The organism is Geobacillus sp. 46C-IIa, assembly GCF_014679505.1.
Taxonomy (GTDB): Bacteria; Bacillota; Bacilli; order Bacillales; family Anoxybacillaceae; genus Geobacillus.
In genome coordinates this window covers 1,955,915-1,969,354 of sequence record NZ_CP061474.1, presented here as the reverse complement: position 1 = coordinate 1,969,354, position 13,440 = coordinate 1,955,915, and the positions used below count along the sequence as shown (strand labels likewise).

At 53.5% G+C, this 13,440-nt stretch carries 15 protein-coding genes; 12 read left to right on the top strand and 3 right to left on the bottom strand.

The window, feature by feature from the left end:
- The first annotated feature begins 78 nt into the window (after positions 1–78).
- The 4 genes from IC803_RS09850 to IC803_RS09835 all read left to right on the top strand — a co-directional run bounded on the left by IC803_RS09850 (position 79) and on the right by IC803_RS09835 (position 3,746).
- Entirely contained in the window at positions 79–486 is a 408-nt protein-coding gene (locus tag IC803_RS09850; protein WP_063167364.1) for a vWA domain-containing protein, read from the top strand.
- 176 nt (positions 487–662) lie between these two features.
- Positions 663–1,964 carry an ammonium transporter gene (locus IC803_RS09845; RefSeq protein ID WP_081210254.1) on the top strand — a complete coding sequence of 434 codons (1,302 nt, stop codon included), beginning with the start codon at positions 663–665 and terminating at the stop codon, positions 1,962–1,964.
- Positions 1,965–1,981: 17 nt separating this feature from the next.
- Complete coding sequence (locus tag IC803_RS09840) at positions 1,982–3,025, top strand: putative nucleotidyltransferase substrate binding domain-containing protein (protein WP_081210256.1); 1,044 nt, start codon at positions 1,982–1,984, stop codon at positions 3,023–3,025.
- Entirely contained in the window at positions 3,018–3,746 is a 729-nt protein-coding gene (locus tag IC803_RS09835) for a 3'-5' exonuclease (RefSeq protein WP_081210258.1), read from the top strand. Before IC803_RS09840 ends, IC803_RS09835 begins: the two co-directional genes overlap by 8 nt.
- Positions 3,747–3,828: 82 nt before the next feature.
- On the opposite strand, the gene IC803_RS09830 is transcribed toward IC803_RS09835, so the two are convergent.
- The 3 genes from IC803_RS09830 to IC803_RS09820 form a co-directional block, all read right to left on the bottom strand.
- Entirely contained in the window at positions 3,829–4,317 is a 489-nt protein-coding gene (locus IC803_RS09830; RefSeq protein ID WP_023634135.1) for a PCYCGC motif-containing (lipo)protein, read from the bottom strand.
- 76 nt (positions 4,318–4,393) lie between these two features.
- Entirely contained in the window at positions 4,394–5,158 is a 765-nt protein-coding gene (locus tag IC803_RS09825) for an MFS transporter (RefSeq protein ID WP_370543797.1), read from the bottom strand.
- Positions 5,159–5,405: 247 nt separating this feature from the next.
- Positions 5,406–6,377: an ABC transporter substrate-binding protein gene (locus IC803_RS09820; RefSeq protein ID WP_081210262.1), complete on the bottom strand. Its 972-nt coding sequence runs from the start codon at positions 6,375–6,377 to the stop codon at positions 5,406–5,408.
- A 201-nt stretch (positions 6,378–6,578) separates the two neighbouring features.
- On the opposite strand from IC803_RS09820, the gene IC803_RS09815 reads away from it, so the two are divergent.
- The 8 genes from IC803_RS09815 to IC803_RS18185 all read left to right on the top strand — a co-directional run bounded on the left by IC803_RS09815 (position 6,579) and on the right by IC803_RS18185 (position 13,246).
- Positions 6,579–7,580, top strand: coding sequence for a FecCD family ABC transporter permease (locus IC803_RS09815; protein WP_081210264.1), 1,002 nt, complete (start codon positions 6,579–6,581; stop codon positions 7,578–7,580).
- Positions 7,577–8,629: a FecCD family ABC transporter permease gene (locus IC803_RS09810; protein WP_081210266.1), complete on the top strand. Its 1,053-nt coding sequence runs from the start codon at positions 7,577–7,579 to the stop codon at positions 8,627–8,629. Before IC803_RS09815 ends, IC803_RS09810 begins: the two co-directional genes overlap by 4 nt.
- A gap of 19 nt (positions 8,630–8,648) precedes the next feature.
- On the top strand, positions 8,649–9,461 hold the full coding sequence (locus IC803_RS09805) for an ABC transporter ATP-binding protein (protein ID WP_081210268.1): 813 nt from the start codon (positions 8,649–8,651) through the stop codon (positions 9,459–9,461).
- Complete coding sequence (locus IC803_RS09800; RefSeq protein WP_081210270.1) at positions 9,461–10,198, top strand: IucA/IucC family C-terminal-domain containing protein; 738 nt, start codon at positions 9,461–9,463, stop codon at positions 10,196–10,198. The genes IC803_RS09805 and IC803_RS09800 overlap by 1 nt, the downstream gene beginning before the upstream one ends.
- A 133-nt stretch (positions 10,199–10,331) precedes the next feature.
- Entirely contained in the window at positions 10,332–12,311 is a 1,980-nt protein-coding gene (locus IC803_RS09795; RefSeq protein WP_081210272.1) for a putative bifunctional diguanylate cyclase/phosphodiesterase, read from the top strand.
- A 77-nt stretch (positions 12,312–12,388) separates the two neighbouring features.
- Entirely contained in the window at positions 12,389–12,688 is a 300-nt protein-coding gene (locus IC803_RS09790) for a DUF5634 family protein (protein WP_081210275.1), read from the top strand.
- Positions 12,689–12,797: 109 nt separating this feature from the next.
- Complete coding sequence (locus IC803_RS18190; protein WP_223812087.1) at positions 12,798–13,091, top strand: hypothetical protein; 294 nt, start codon at positions 12,798–12,800, stop codon at positions 13,089–13,091.
- The gene (locus IC803_RS18185; RefSeq protein WP_223812074.1) at positions 12,989–13,246 is read left to right on the top strand and encodes a GNAT family N-acetyltransferase; all 258 of its coding nucleotides are present in this window, start codon (positions 12,989–12,991) and stop codon (positions 13,244–13,246) included. The genes IC803_RS18190 and IC803_RS18185 overlap by 103 nt, the downstream gene beginning before the upstream one ends.
- Positions 13,247–13,440: the final 194 nt, after the last annotated feature.

Sequence of the window (13,440 nt, the reverse complement as noted above, 5' to 3'; positions counted from 1 at the left end):
ACAGTTCGTACTTTCCGCCGTTGCCGTCTATACTAGTAGTGCGCACGGCGATTCACCAATACAAGGGGGATGATCATCGTGAGATGGCAGCGGGCTTTGTTGGCGTTGCTCAAAGAACGGAAAGACCACTCGATCGCATTGGCGATCGATACGTCGAACCGGCCGTCCCGTCCGGTGCTCATTCAAAACATCATCAAGCTGTTTGAGAAATTGCGCCCGGACACGCTGCTCGTTCAAGCGGATTTTAAAATTCGCGATGTATCTCCGGTTGGCGTGGCCACGATTAAATATTTCAAGCATGGGAAATCGTCGTACACCGAAGTGCTCGAATGGGCCGCTGCGCAAAAAATCGATACGTTGTTTTATATCACGGATGTGACCGGATATTTTTATGAAGAACTCGAAGTCGATTATGAAGTGTTTTGGCTTGTTCCAGACGATTACATGCCGCGCGTGCCGTTTGGCAAGCCGATTCGCGTTGCGTAACAATGTAGGAATGCCCTTCGTGATGAGGGGCATTTCTTTTTTTTGTTAGGAAATATAACAAAGTTTTTGTGGTTGAAATCGATTTCAACGAAAAATAAGCATTGCTTTCGGTTTATTAATGTTATATATTATGACATATATAAAGAAAAACAAATGACAAGTAGGGGGAGATGCAAATGGATGAGAAAACAGTGATGCTTGGGCTTGATGCTCTTTGGGTGATGCTCTCCGCGGTGCTCGTCATCGGCATGCAGGCCGGATTTGCCTTGCTTGAGGCGGGATCAACGCGCATGAAAAACTCCGGGCATGTGGCCGGCAAGCAAATTTTAAGCTTTGCCATCGCGTCTTTAGCGTTTTGGGCGTTCGGCTTTGCCATTACGTTTGGAACAGGAAACGGCTTCATCGGCACGGAAGGCTGGTTTTTACAAGAAGACGAAGGGACGTTTGACTCGCTGTCGTGGGCGAACGTGCCGCTGGCGCTTAAATTTTTGTTTCAGCTCGGTTTCGCCGGCGTGTCGCTTGCCATCGCCTGGGGCGGTTTTGCGGAACGGGCGAAACTGTCTGTCTATTTCATTTTCGGAACGATTTTTACGATTGCCATTTATCCAGTCATCGGCCACTGGGTGTGGGGCGGCGGCTGGCTTGGGCGGATGGGAATGCAAGATTTTGCCGGTTCAACCGTCGTCCATCTGCAAGGGGCAATCGCGGCGCTTGTGGCTACCGTATTGCTCGGGCCGCGCATCGGCAAGTTCAATAAAGACAAAACACCGAATGTCATTCCTGGGCATAACCAAGTTTATACCGTGATTGGCGGTTTGATTTTATGGATCGGCTGGTTTGGATTTAACGCGGGCAGCACAATGGCGGTTGGCGATGGGTTTTTCGGCTATGTCGCGCTGACGACGAATTTGGCTGCCGCGGCAGGGGCGGTTGCCGCGATCTTGACGGCGAAAATTTTGGTCGGCAAAGCGGACATTCCGGCAATGGTCAACGGTGTGCTGGCGGCATTGGTCGCCATTACAGCGGCGTGCGCGTTCGTTGAACCGTGGGCGGCAGTCATCATCGGGGCAGTGGCTGGATCATTCACGTTCTGGACGTCCATCTACTTCGAGCGCAAAGGGATTGATGATCCGATTTACGCCTTTTCCGTCCATGGGATTGCCGGTATTATCGGCACGATTTCAACCGGATTTTTCGCCTCGCCGCGTTTAGTGGAAATAACCGGCATCGGCAAGGCCGGTCTCGTGTACGGCGGCGGGTTTGACCAATTGATTGTACAAACGGTCGGAGTGGTGGGCGCAGCGATATATGTAGCGATCGTCTCGTTTGTCATCTTATTTGTCATGAAGAAAACAATCGGGCTGCGCGTCACGGCGGAGCAAGAAATTTCCGGGCTTGATATTAGCGAACACGGCGCTTACGGCTATCCGGAACAGCTTGATCCGGCCTATCAGCCAAAAACGGCCGTTCAGCGATAAATATGGAGACGAAAGCGATGCTGGCAGCGGTGGCCGATCGGCTGAAAACGGCCGAGTCGGTTACCGATCTTCGTTTTTGTCACGATGAATTGGTGCGTGAATTGCGGCGATGTTTGGTGCTTGAGCATATCGGACAGCTGGCGGAAGAGGTGGCCGATGTGCATGAAGCCGTGCTTCGCCGCGTGTTTTTCCTTGCCGAACAGGAGACAGTAAAACGCTCTGTCGGCATCCGGCCGCCGGTCTGGTGTTGGTATGTGATGGGGAGCATCGGCCGGCGCGAGCCGACGGTGTGGACGGATCAAGATCATGGTATTTTGTTTACTTGCGCTCGCGAAGAGGAGCCGGCCTGTTACGAGTTTATTCGCCATGCGGCGGCCATCGGAACGAAGATGCTGCATGAGGTCGGCTATCCGTATTGCTCTGGCTATGTGATGGCAACAAACAGGCGTTGGGCGCAATCGACAAGCGACTGGGAGCGGCAGCTCTCTTCCTATTTAGACGGTGGATGGCCAAACGATCTTCGCTTTTTGTACATCGCGATGGATATGCGGCCTCTTTATGGAGACGCCGAACTGGCCGAGGCGGGGAGGCGGACGCTGTTTGCCGAGATCGCTGACCGGCCGCCGCTGTTGGCGCGTATGGGAGAACATGTCCAATTTCCGCCTGTTCCGCTCGGTTGGTTTGGCAATGTGCAAGCGGCACGATGGGGCCCGCATAGCGGGGCGATTCATATGAAACAAAGCGGTTACGTGCAAATCACGAACGCCTTGAAATGGCTCGCCTGTCTAGCGCGCGTGCCGGTGGTGACGACACTAGAACGGCAGCGGGCGCTCAAAGAGGCTGGGATATTGCCAGCCGCGCTTTCTACCGATGTTCAAGAGGCGCTTTCGGTTTACTACTCCATTCGCCTCAAGTACAGCACTGAGGCCGAAGACGGACGGGACTATGTATTATGGCAGACGCTCAATCGGACGGAGCAAAAACAACTGAAGCAGGCGATGCGCACTGCGAAGCGGTTGCAGCGCTTCGTCGCCCGCCGGGTGGTCGGGATGCATGAATGAACGGCACCGTTTTTGGCAGCGAGCGCTCCGTTTATTGTCGCTTGGCGTTCCACGCGAAGCGTCGTCCGCCCTATTGGGCAACGATCACTCATTGCAGCAGGAACGCTGGCTTCGCTCGCTGCAAAAGGAAAACGGCCGTTCCGTTGATTGGCATGGCCGTTTGCCCGACATTCCGTTCGTCATCATGGATATGGAAACGACCGGTTTTTCGCCGCAACAAGGTGACGAAATTTTAGCCATGGCAGCGGCGAAAACGGTCAATGGCCTCGTCACCGGCACGTATATGACGCTCGTCAAACCAGAAAAACCGATTCCCGAGCATATTTCCGACTTGACCGGCATTACGGCGAAAGACGTCATGTTCGCCCCGCCGCTTGCCGAGGCGCTGCGCACGTTTGTGCCGTTTATCGCCACAGGCGTCTTAGTCGGTTACCATATCGGCCATGATGTGTCATTTTTGCGCCATGTGCTTTGGCATCATTATCGGCAAAGATGGAGCGGCCGCTTTATCGATATGCAGCCAATGGTCGGCCTTGTCCGCCATCCATGTCCGACGCTTGACGACGCCCTCGCCTGCTATGGCATTGACTGCCCGCGCCGCCATACGGCGGATGGCGATGTAGAAGCGATGGTAAAGCTATGGGCGATCTTGCTCGGCGAACTGCATGAGCTCGGCATCGAAACATTGCACGACTTGTATGCCGCGCTCAGCCGTCATTGAGCTTCCAAGCGGGGAGGTTTCCGAGCGGGAAACGGCCGGTCTGAATAGAAAAAGCGCCGAAGTCGGCGCTTTTTTGTCGATATTAGAGTGGTTTCGTCGGTGTCGGTTCGGCGTAGCCTTCTTTATATTTTTCATCGATCATGCGACGGATGTCTTTCACCGATTTCCCGTCTTCATAAGCGGCAATCGACTCAGCGGCGATCTCTAGGCAGACGCCGCATTTTGTCGCGTGGTCATCCCAAACGACTGCTCCGTCTTGTTTATTTTCATGGACGAAACAGTCGTAATTGTTTTGATGGCCCGCTGCTTCACCGCAGCCGCAATAGCACGGGATGTTCTCAAGAAGTTCGCGGTGCTCAGCGGCTTGTTGGTACAACACAGCCATGTCTTCTTCGAATGCACCTAAAAAGCTTGGCAAATGCTCAACCGATTTCGTTGTCTCACGAATATCGCCAGCAGCGGTTTTCGTCATATGCGAATGGCTTTGTTCTTGGCTGCTGTCATCGGCACAGCCTGACAATAGAACGCTAAGCGACAACAGGCATGCTGCGATCTGTGTCGGACGTTTCAATCTTCTTCTCCCTTTCTCTCCTTATTTCATAGTTTGAATGTATCACACTTTGCGCCAGGCGGCAACGGACTTGCTGTCAGGCGTGCTCTTGCCTGGCATGGGAATATTCTTTTTTCGGCTTTTTCCCCACCATTGAAAAATAAAGGATAAACACAACAAGCAAAAACGCTGCATCAGCCGCATATAATGTCCGAAATCCGAACGAAGCCATCAGCACACCGGTAAGAAACGATCCGGCGCTGATTCCAACGTCGAACACCGATAAAAACGTGCCGAGAGAAGAAGAACTGCGCGACAAAGGGCCTGATTGAATCGCCATCGTCTGTAAAATCGGAAACAAATTCCCCCATCCCATTCCGATGAGCGCGGCGCTCAACAGATACACTTCCGCTGTTTTTGCCATGCTTAACAAAAGCAGTCCAATCGCAAACGATGCTGTGCAAAATACGACGAGCGCTTTCGGACCGCGTGCGTCAAACCACCTTCCGGTAAACGGGCGCGAAACAAGCAGCACGGCGGCATAAATCACGAAAAATAAGTTGCCGCTCTCTCCGAAATGAAGCGATTTGGCGTACACTGACACAAACGACAGCACAGGGGCGTACGCCAAGGCAAACAATGCACCGATCAGCGCTAGCGGGAGAACGGAAGGTTCAATCATCTGCTTCAGCGAGAGTCGGAGTTGCCGCTTTGCAGCCGGCCGTTTCACTTGTTGCGCCGCCAAGTGGATCAATAAGAAGGAAAGGAGAGAAGCGATAGTACATACGAGCGCGAACATGAGCATCCAAAATGCCCCAAGACGTTCGAACGAAAAGAGTCCGAAAAATGGCTCGGCCACCATCGCGCGATTCGAAGATAATACAAAATAACCCATTCTTCTGATTGGCTGGATACGGATCAAAGAATGTGCCGCCTAAGAAATAAAGCGCCGGAATGTCCAAGCAATTCATCCAAATTATCAGTTTTGTGCCCGGGTGCTTTGCGGGGATACGGGAGTAGGGAATGCGGAGGAAAAGGGAGGAGGGAACAAAGAGGAAGGCTGTGCAGAAGATTCGGTATGCAATCTTTCGCACAGCCTTTACGTAAGATTATTGTTCCTGCAAGAAATATTTCTCAATATCGTCGAGCATCAGATGGGCAGCGAGCACACCGCCAGCCGTGTTCCAAATCGTGTCGCTCACTTTGTACACCTTGCCTTGTTTCGCGACGTTTAAGTTTTGAAAGAGCGGATCGTTGATCCATTCTTTTTCGAGTTCGCTTGCTTTGCCGTCACCTGTTTCATATGTAAAATAGAACAGGATGTCGCCGTCCATGGCCGGGATGCGTTCTTTCGTCACGCCGGTTTCCGCGAAGTCGTTCACGTTTTGCGATTCCGGGCGGGCGAAGCCGAGTTGGTCCAAAATGACGCCGGAGAACGAGTCTTTATGGTAGATGCGGACGTCACCAGCCATAAAGCGGACGACCGACACTTTCATCTTCAGCTTGTCGCCGAGTTTCGCTTTTAAGTCCTCAATGCGCTTGTCGTATTCAGCAATCACTTGCTTCCCTTTCTCTTCTTGATTCACCGCTTTGGCATAGAGCATAAAGTTGTCTTTCCAGTTGCCGCGCAGCGTTTCAGCGAACACGGTTGGGGCGATTTGTTTCAACTGTTCATAAATTTTTTCATGGCGCATTTTGTTGCCGATGATTAAGTCCGGTTTTAAAGCAGCGATCGCTTCAACGCTCGGCTCCGATTCCAAACCGAGCTCTTTGACGCCATCCATTTTGTCTTTAATGTGGTCATACCACGGATCGCCAGTCCACGATTTGACCGCGCCGACCGGTTTCACGCCTAGCGCAAGCAGCGCTTCCGTTCCTTCGTTCGTTAAAATGACGACTCGTTTTGGCGTTCCTTTGATTTCTGTCGTGCCCATGGCGTGTTCGACTGTGTAGCTTTCTTCCGCTTTCGGTTCATTGCTTTCCTTCGGTTTGGCCGTTTCTTCCTGTTTTCCGCCGCACCCGGCGAGAAGAAGGAGAGAAAGGATGAAGGCGGAAAGAAGAGTGAGATGTTTCCGTTTCACAGTGAAATCCCCCTTTGGTGTTGATAATGAGTTTCATTTACGCTAATATAATAAATAACAGTGATAATCATTGTCAATAAAAAATGAAAAAATCATGAGAATATCATAAAAAGATGGCAAAAAATATTGACGATGAGAGTCATTATCAAATAGACTTAACGGTAGATATATCATTAATGAAGCAAGGGAGACCTCGGGGGGATGTTAGCAACAAACCGTCAAAAAGCGTTTGGCCTCATTGGGCTGTTCATCTTGTTTCTTACCGCCATGTGGATGAGCGTCGTGTACGGGTATACCGATACGAACTGGCGGCAGGCGATAGCCGCCTTGATCGACAACAACGGTTCGAACGCCCATTTGGTTGTGGCGACGGTCCGGTTGCCGCGGGCGCTCATTGCCGCGGCGGTCGGCGCGAGCCTAGCGATGGCCGGGGCGCTCATGCAGGCGCTGACGCGAAACCCGCTCGCTTCGCCGGGCATTTTTGGTATTAATGCCGGGGCTGGCTTTTTCATTGTCGTGATGGTCACGTTTTTTTCCATCTCTTCATTGCAAATGTTGTCATGGGTCGCGTTTATTGGGGCGGCGGCCGCGGCGGCGATCGTGTTTGTGATCAGCGCTGCAGGGAAAGACGGGCTGACACCGCTGAAGATGACGCTTGCCGGCACAGCAGTCGCTGCCTTATTTGCCTCGTTGACGCAAGGGATGTTGGCGATGAACGAAAAGGCGCTCGAAGAAGTGCTCTTTTGGCTGGCCGGGTCAGTCGCCGGCAGGAAGCTGGAGCTATTGGCCGCCGTTTTTCCCTATTTGGCCGCCGCCTGGCTCGGAGCCATGCTGTTGGCGCGCCATGTCAACATCTTAATGATGGGAGACGATGTAGCGAAAGGACTCGGGCAGCGGACGAATGTGATCAAGGCTGCCGCCGCCCTGTTAGTCGTCCTGCTCGCCGGCGGCTCGGTCGCTGTTGCTGGTCCGATCGGCTTTATCGGCATTATGGTGCCGCATATGGCGCGGGCCCTGGCCGGCATCGACCACCGCTGGCTGCTTCCGTACTGCGCCTTGCTCGGCGGAATTTTGCTTTTGGCTGCTGATATTGGGGCGCGTTATGTGCTCATGCCGCGCGAAGTGCCAGTCGGCATTGTCACCGCGTTGATCGGCGTTCCATTTTTCGTCTACATTGCCCGCAGGGGGATCACCGCAAAATGAAAAAATACGTCACTGTCCGGATGGGAAGCTATGTATCGTTTTTCTATGACAAAAAAGCGGCCGTCGTGATCGCCGCGCTCGGGGCGGCGGCGGTTCTGCTTTTTCTCGTCAGCATCGGCAGCGGGGAGATGCGCATTTCGCCATTGAAAGCCGCCGCTGCGCTGCTTGGCTATGGAGAGGAAATTCATCAGACGGTCATTTTGACGTTCCGACTGCCGCGCGTGTTGGTTGCCTGGCTGGCTGGAATGGCGCTTGCGGCAGCGGGAGCGATTTTGCAAGGGATGGTGCGCAATCCGCTCGCTTCGCCGGATGTGCTTGGCATTACCGGCGGGGCGGCGGCTGCGGTCGTCGCTTTTTTGGCGCTGTTTAGCGACGAAAACAACTCCCTCACCGTCAGCATCCACTGGCTGCCGCTCGCGGCCTTTTTGGGGGCTACGGCCGCCGCCTGGTTGGTGTATATGCTGGCGTGGAAAAACGGCCTCGCCCCGCTTCGGCTCGTGCTGATCGGCATCGGCATTTCCGCGCTGATGCAGGCGTTGACAACGTTATTGATGATCGTCGGGCCGATTTACCGGGCGAGCCAGGCGAATGTTTGGATCACCGGCAGTGTATATGGCGCATCTTGGCAGCACGTCTCGTTCATGGCGCCATCGGTCATTGGGCTGCTTCTTGTGGCCGTGCTCGCGGCCCGACACGTCAATGTGCAGGAGCTAGGAGGCGAGCTGGCGATCGGGCTTGGCAGCGCGGTCGAACGGCAACGGTTAGGGCTTGTGTTGCTGAGCACAGCGCTCACTGGGGGGGCGGTCGCCTTCGCCGGCGGCATCGGATTTGTTGGGCTGATGGCGCCGCATATGGCGCGCCGGCTTGTTGGTTCGGCGTTTGGCGCGCTGCTTCCGACGGCTGCGCTGTTCGGCGGCGTGCTAGTCATGGGGGCGGATCTCGCCGGGCGAATGCTGTTAGCGCCGACAGAAATTCCAGCGGGCGTATTTACCGCCGCACTCGGCGCGCCATATTTTATTTATTTATTGTATCAAAGTCGGAAAGCATAAATGAAGGAGGCAGGCAGGCATGCACGCGCTGCAGGCGAAAGAATTGACTTTATCGTACGGGGAAACGCTCATTATTGACCGATTGCATTTAACGATTCCAAAAGGGAAAATGACGGTGTTGATTGGCGCGAACGGCTGTGGCAAGTCGACGCTGCTGCGCGCCTTGGCTCGTCTGTTGAAGCCGACAGGCGGCGCCGTTTTGCTTGATGGAAAAGAGATTGCCAAACAGCCGACCAAGGAAATCGCCCGCCGGTTGGCCATTTTGCCGCAGTCGCCTGTCGCTCCGGAAGGGCTGACCGTGCTGCAGCTCGTCAAGCAAGGGCGTTACCCATACCAAACGTGGCTCAAGCAATGGAGCGAAGAAGATGAGCGTGCCGTTGCGCGCGCTTTGGCGGCGACCGGGCTTACAGAGCTCGCCGAGCGGCCGGTTGATTCGCTTTCCGGAGGACAACGTCAACGCGCGTGGATCGCTATGACGCTGGCGCAAGAAACGGACATCATCTTGCTTGACGAGCCGACGACGTATCTTGATTTGGCACATCAAATTGACATTTTAGATTTATTGTTTGAGCTGAATGAAAAAGAACGACGGACGATCGTCATGGTGCTCCATGACTTAAACTTGGCCTGCCGTTATGCGCATCATCTCGTCGCCATTCGCGACAAAGCAGTGTACGCCGAAGGGAAGCCAGAAGATGTCATTTCCCGCCAGCTCGTAAAAGACGTGTTTCAGATGGACTGCCAAATTACGTACGATCCGCTCTTTGGCACCCCGCTTTGCATTCCGTACGGAAAAGGGCGGCGCATCCTACAGAAAGAAGGCGTATCGTGATGAGGTTAAGCGGAGAAGAAGTCAAAGCGTTGGAAACGTACCGTTTTTCAAGCAAGACTGCCAATGTCTCGTCATCGATGTTGCTTGCCTGGCTGCTTCATGATGACGAACAGCTCGCTAAGTATGTCGCGCACGTGCGTGAGGAGATGGGAGCGGCGAATGACGCCGTTGCGGCGTCGATGCTTGTCAAGCGCCTAAGCTTTTTAGCGCCGATGGCTTTATACGCCATGTCGGCATGGAACAAGCGGCTTGTGCTCGAGCCTGGGCGCATTTGGTTGGATACGGACGGTGAAGGGGAAATGTGGATGCCGCGTTTTCGCCTTGAGCCGCCGGAAGCGGAGATGTGCGGCATTGAGCGCAGCCGCTGGCGCGAGCAAGCCGTTCGCGACGTGTTCGCCGGTTTGTTTGCTCCGCTTATCGCCCGGTTGCGGCGTCTGACGCGCATATCGCCCCTCATCTTATGGGAAAATGTCGCGATTTATGTGTATTGGGTATATGAACGTTGGTTGGAGGATGAGTCGCTTGCCCCGGTCGCCGACCGGCTGCGGGACGATTTCCGTTTTCTCGTTCATGAAGCTGATGGCCGCCTGTTTGGCCAAAAGGACAATCCGCTCCGCCGCTTCTTTAAAGGAGCGAGCGGCATGCAACGGACGACGTGCTGCTTGTACGTGCAAACAAAAGGGGGAACGTGTTGCCAAACGTGTCCGCTCAAAGCCCGCCAGCGGCAAACGGGGTGACTGCCGGCCGCTAGCGGGCAGTTTCATGTTTTTGGCAAAATTTTTGCGAAATTTGTTGATTTTTGCTCGTGTTTTCGTAAAAATGGAAGTGAGGATCACGGCATATTTCGATTAATGGCGAGGTAACCATCGCATGGACAAGTATACAGCCTTTTTCCATCACTTCACGGAAGCAGTTGTCATCTTGAATTGGCAAGGCGTCATCATTTATCAAAATCCAGCCTTTGACCGTCTGGCCCTGAGCCGGGACGAGGAAAAGGCGCTCGCCGCTGAGGGACGAGCGTTGGCCGGACGGATGAAAGAACAGATGGCCGCTTTTCAGATTGAATTGCCCGGCGGCGCTTTTATAGCCGGCGTGTCGCCAATCATCGACGAGCGCGGCCAACCGGCGGCCATGTTATGCGTCCTGCGCCGCCAAGCCGCGGTCGATGGGTTGCAAGCGCGGCTTGCTGAAGCGGAGCGGCGCCTGCAGCTGATCGTCGAACATTCGAACGACTATGTCCTGATTTTTTCCCGCCATCGTGAATTGTCGTACATCCCGCCGTCATGGAAGCGAAAAACAAACAAGCGCCATCCAGTCTCCTACGATGAGGTGTTGGCGTTTGTCCACCCCGATGACGTGCCGGTTGTAACGCAAAAACTGGCTGAGCTGTATGATACATACGAGGCGCAAACCGCAGAGTTCCGCAAGCGAGACGAGCATGGCGAATGGGTTTGGATGGAGGCGCAAGGAAAAGCGATCGTTGATGAAGAAGGCGTGCTTGACTGCGTCATTGTCACGGTGAAAAATATTAGCGAGCGGAAGCGGTATGAAGAAAAGCTGCGCCAGCTTGCCTACTTTGATTCACTCACCGGCATCGCCAACCGCAGCTATTTCGAGCGGCAGATCGATGAGCTGATCGCGAGTGGCACGTCGTTTGCCCTTTGCTATTTAGATTTTGACAAATTTAAATGGATCAATGACCATTTTTCTCATCAAGCCGGCGATTATTTTTTGCGCGAGGCGGTGAAACGCGTTAGGCAGGCGCTGCGTCATGACGATTTTTTCGCCCGCGTCGGCGGCGACGAGTTTGTTTTGCTGTTGCCGAACGTGACAAAAACGGAGATGGCCGCATTGGCTGAACGGCTTGTCAGTTCCTTTCACGAACCGTTTTATTACGAAAAACAGCTCATCCAATCGACCTTATCGATCGGCATCGCCTTTTTCCCAAAAGACAGCGACCGGATCGAGCAAGTGATGAAATACGCCGATCAGGCGCTGTATGAGGTGAAGGAGCGGGGACGGAACGGCTATGCCTTTTATCGGCCGACGGAACATCGGCACACCATTATCGAGCAAGACTTGCCGTTCGCCATTATGCGTGGGCAGTTTTATTTATGCTATCAGCCGAAAGTGCGGTTGACAAAAGGGCGGGCGATGGGGGTCGAAGCGCTGTTGCGCTGGCGCCATCCGGCGCTTGGCGACGTTCCGCCGCTCGATTTCATCCCGTTGGCCGAAGAGAGCGGCTTTATTTTTGAAATTACGCTATGGGTGTTGGAACGGGCGTGCCACCAAGTGAAAGAATGGGAGAGAAAATTTCCCGGACTGAAACTAGCGGTCAATTTATCGCCGTTTTTGCTCAACCGCCCCGAACTTGTCGAGCATGTGAAGCGCATTTTACGGGAAACAGGGCTGGCGCCTGATCGGCTCATTTTAGAGGTGACAGAAAGCGGGCTGATGGAAAACATTGAGACAGGAAGGCACATTTTAACCGAATTGCAGCAGCTCGGCGTGCAGGCGGCAATCGACGACTTTGGCACCGGCTTTTCCTCGCTCGCGTATATCCGCAATTTGCCGGTGTCGCTTCTAAAAATCGACCGCAGTTTTATTCGCGGCATTGTTGAAAACTCAAAAGATGCGACGATCGTCGATACGATCATCCACTTGGCGAAAAGCTTGGATCTTGAAGTATTGGCCGAGGGGGTTGAGACCGAGTCGCAGGTGGCGCTTCTTTCGCAAATGGATTGCGACTACGCCCAAGGGTTTTACTTCAGCCGTTCGCTTGAAGCGGAAAAGCTGCAGCAATGGCTCGAACAGCACAACCGCACCGCTTGCGGTGATCCGCTGCTGTAGGCTTGTCATTTCCGCTCATGATTTTCCTCCGCTTGCCGCACACTAAAACCGATCACTGTGCAAGAGGAGGAAAACAGATGGAGTTTGCGCCAAGAAGAGTGATTCTTGAAGAATTCATCGACACGCTCGAACCGATGATGGAGACGTACGGACTCGATCAAGTCGGTATTTTCGAGGAACGCGGTGAAGGAAACCGCTATTATGTCGGCTATACGATCAATAAAGACGACGAGATGATCACGATCCATATGCCGTTTATTCAGAACGAACGCGGAGAACTGGCGCTCGAAAAGCAGGAATGGACGGTCAGAAAAGACGGCCAAGAGAAAAAAGGCTATCGTTCGCTGCCGGAAGCAATGGACGACGTGATTGAGTGAACTACCCACCACTTATCGCCCTTCACGCTCTTTGAGGGGGAGAAATTACGTTAAACGCCAAGCGGCCGAACTAGGCCGCTTTTTTGGCTGATGAGAGGGGAAAAACATGATGAGGGAGCTTGATGTGACGGATCGCGAAACAGCTGTTCAGGTGCTGCGCCTAGAGCGGCGCGCGTATGCCGTCGAGGCGCAAATCATTGGCAGCACGGCGCTCCCGCCGCTTCGTGACACGGTTGATACATTGCGACAATGCGGCGAACGCTTTTTCGGTTATTTTCAAGATGGAAGGCTAGTCGGGCAATCGCCTATGAGCGGGGCGGACAGACGCTTCACCTTTGCCGGCTGGTCGTTGACCTGGATTGGTTCCGTCAAGGAATCGCGAGCGCACTGCTCGACTTTGTGATCAAGCAAGAACCATCGGTGCGGGAAATCATCGCAACGACCGGAAGCCGCAATGCGCCAGCCGTTCGCTTCTATGAGCGCCATGGGTTTTACGCGACAGAACGGATACAAACTCGGGAAGAAATTGAGTTGACTACATTTGTGAAAGAAATTTGATCATGCGGTGTTTTGATCACTCTTAAAAACTAGTCAAAAATGGATGCATCGTTCGAACAGGCCTTTCACTTAGAAAGCGAGAAATCATTGCAGGGGGCTTTTCTGTGCGAGAAGTATGGAGGCAAAACCGTATGCCGAATTACTTGCTTCTTCAATATATGATTTAGAATGATGAATAGAGGGGGTGGAGAGAA

Excerpts from the sequence above, each read along its gene's own strand:
- IC803_RS09845 (WP_081210254.1), top strand. The coding sequence starts at position 663 with ATGGATGAGAAAACAGTGATGCTTGGGCTTGATGCTCTTTGGGTGATG.
- IC803_RS09840 (WP_081210256.1), top strand. The coding sequence starts at position 1,982 with ATGCTGGCAGCGGTGGCCGATCGGCTGAAAACGGCCGAGTCGGTTACC.
- IC803_RS09835 (WP_081210258.1), top strand. The coding sequence starts at position 3,018 with ATGAATGAACGGCACCGTTTTTGGCAGCGAGCGCTCCGTTTATTGTCG.
- IC803_RS09825 (WP_370543797.1), bottom strand. The coding sequence starts at position 5,158 with ATGGTGGCCGAGCCATTTTTCGGACTCTTTTCGTTCGAACGTCTTGGG.
- IC803_RS09815 (WP_081210264.1), top strand. The coding sequence starts at position 6,579 with ATGTTAGCAACAAACCGTCAAAAAGCGTTTGGCCTCATTGGGCTGTTC.
- IC803_RS09810 (WP_081210266.1), top strand. The coding sequence starts at position 7,577 with ATGAAAAAATACGTCACTGTCCGGATGGGAAGCTATGTATCGTTTTTC.
- IC803_RS09805 (WP_081210268.1), top strand. The coding sequence starts at position 8,649 with ATGCACGCGCTGCAGGCGAAAGAATTGACTTTATCGTACGGGGAAACG.
- IC803_RS09800 (WP_081210270.1), top strand. The coding sequence starts at position 9,461 with ATGAGGTTAAGCGGAGAAGAAGTCAAAGCGTTGGAAACGTACCGTTTT.
- IC803_RS09795 (WP_081210272.1), top strand. The coding sequence starts at position 10,332 with ATGGACAAGTATACAGCCTTTTTCCATCACTTCACGGAAGCAGTTGTC.
- IC803_RS09790 (WP_081210275.1), top strand. The coding sequence starts at position 12,389 with ATGGAGTTTGCGCCAAGAAGAGTGATTCTTGAAGAATTCATCGACACG.
- IC803_RS18190 (WP_223812087.1), top strand. The coding sequence starts at position 12,798 with ATGAGGGAGCTTGATGTGACGGATCGCGAAACAGCTGTTCAGGTGCTG.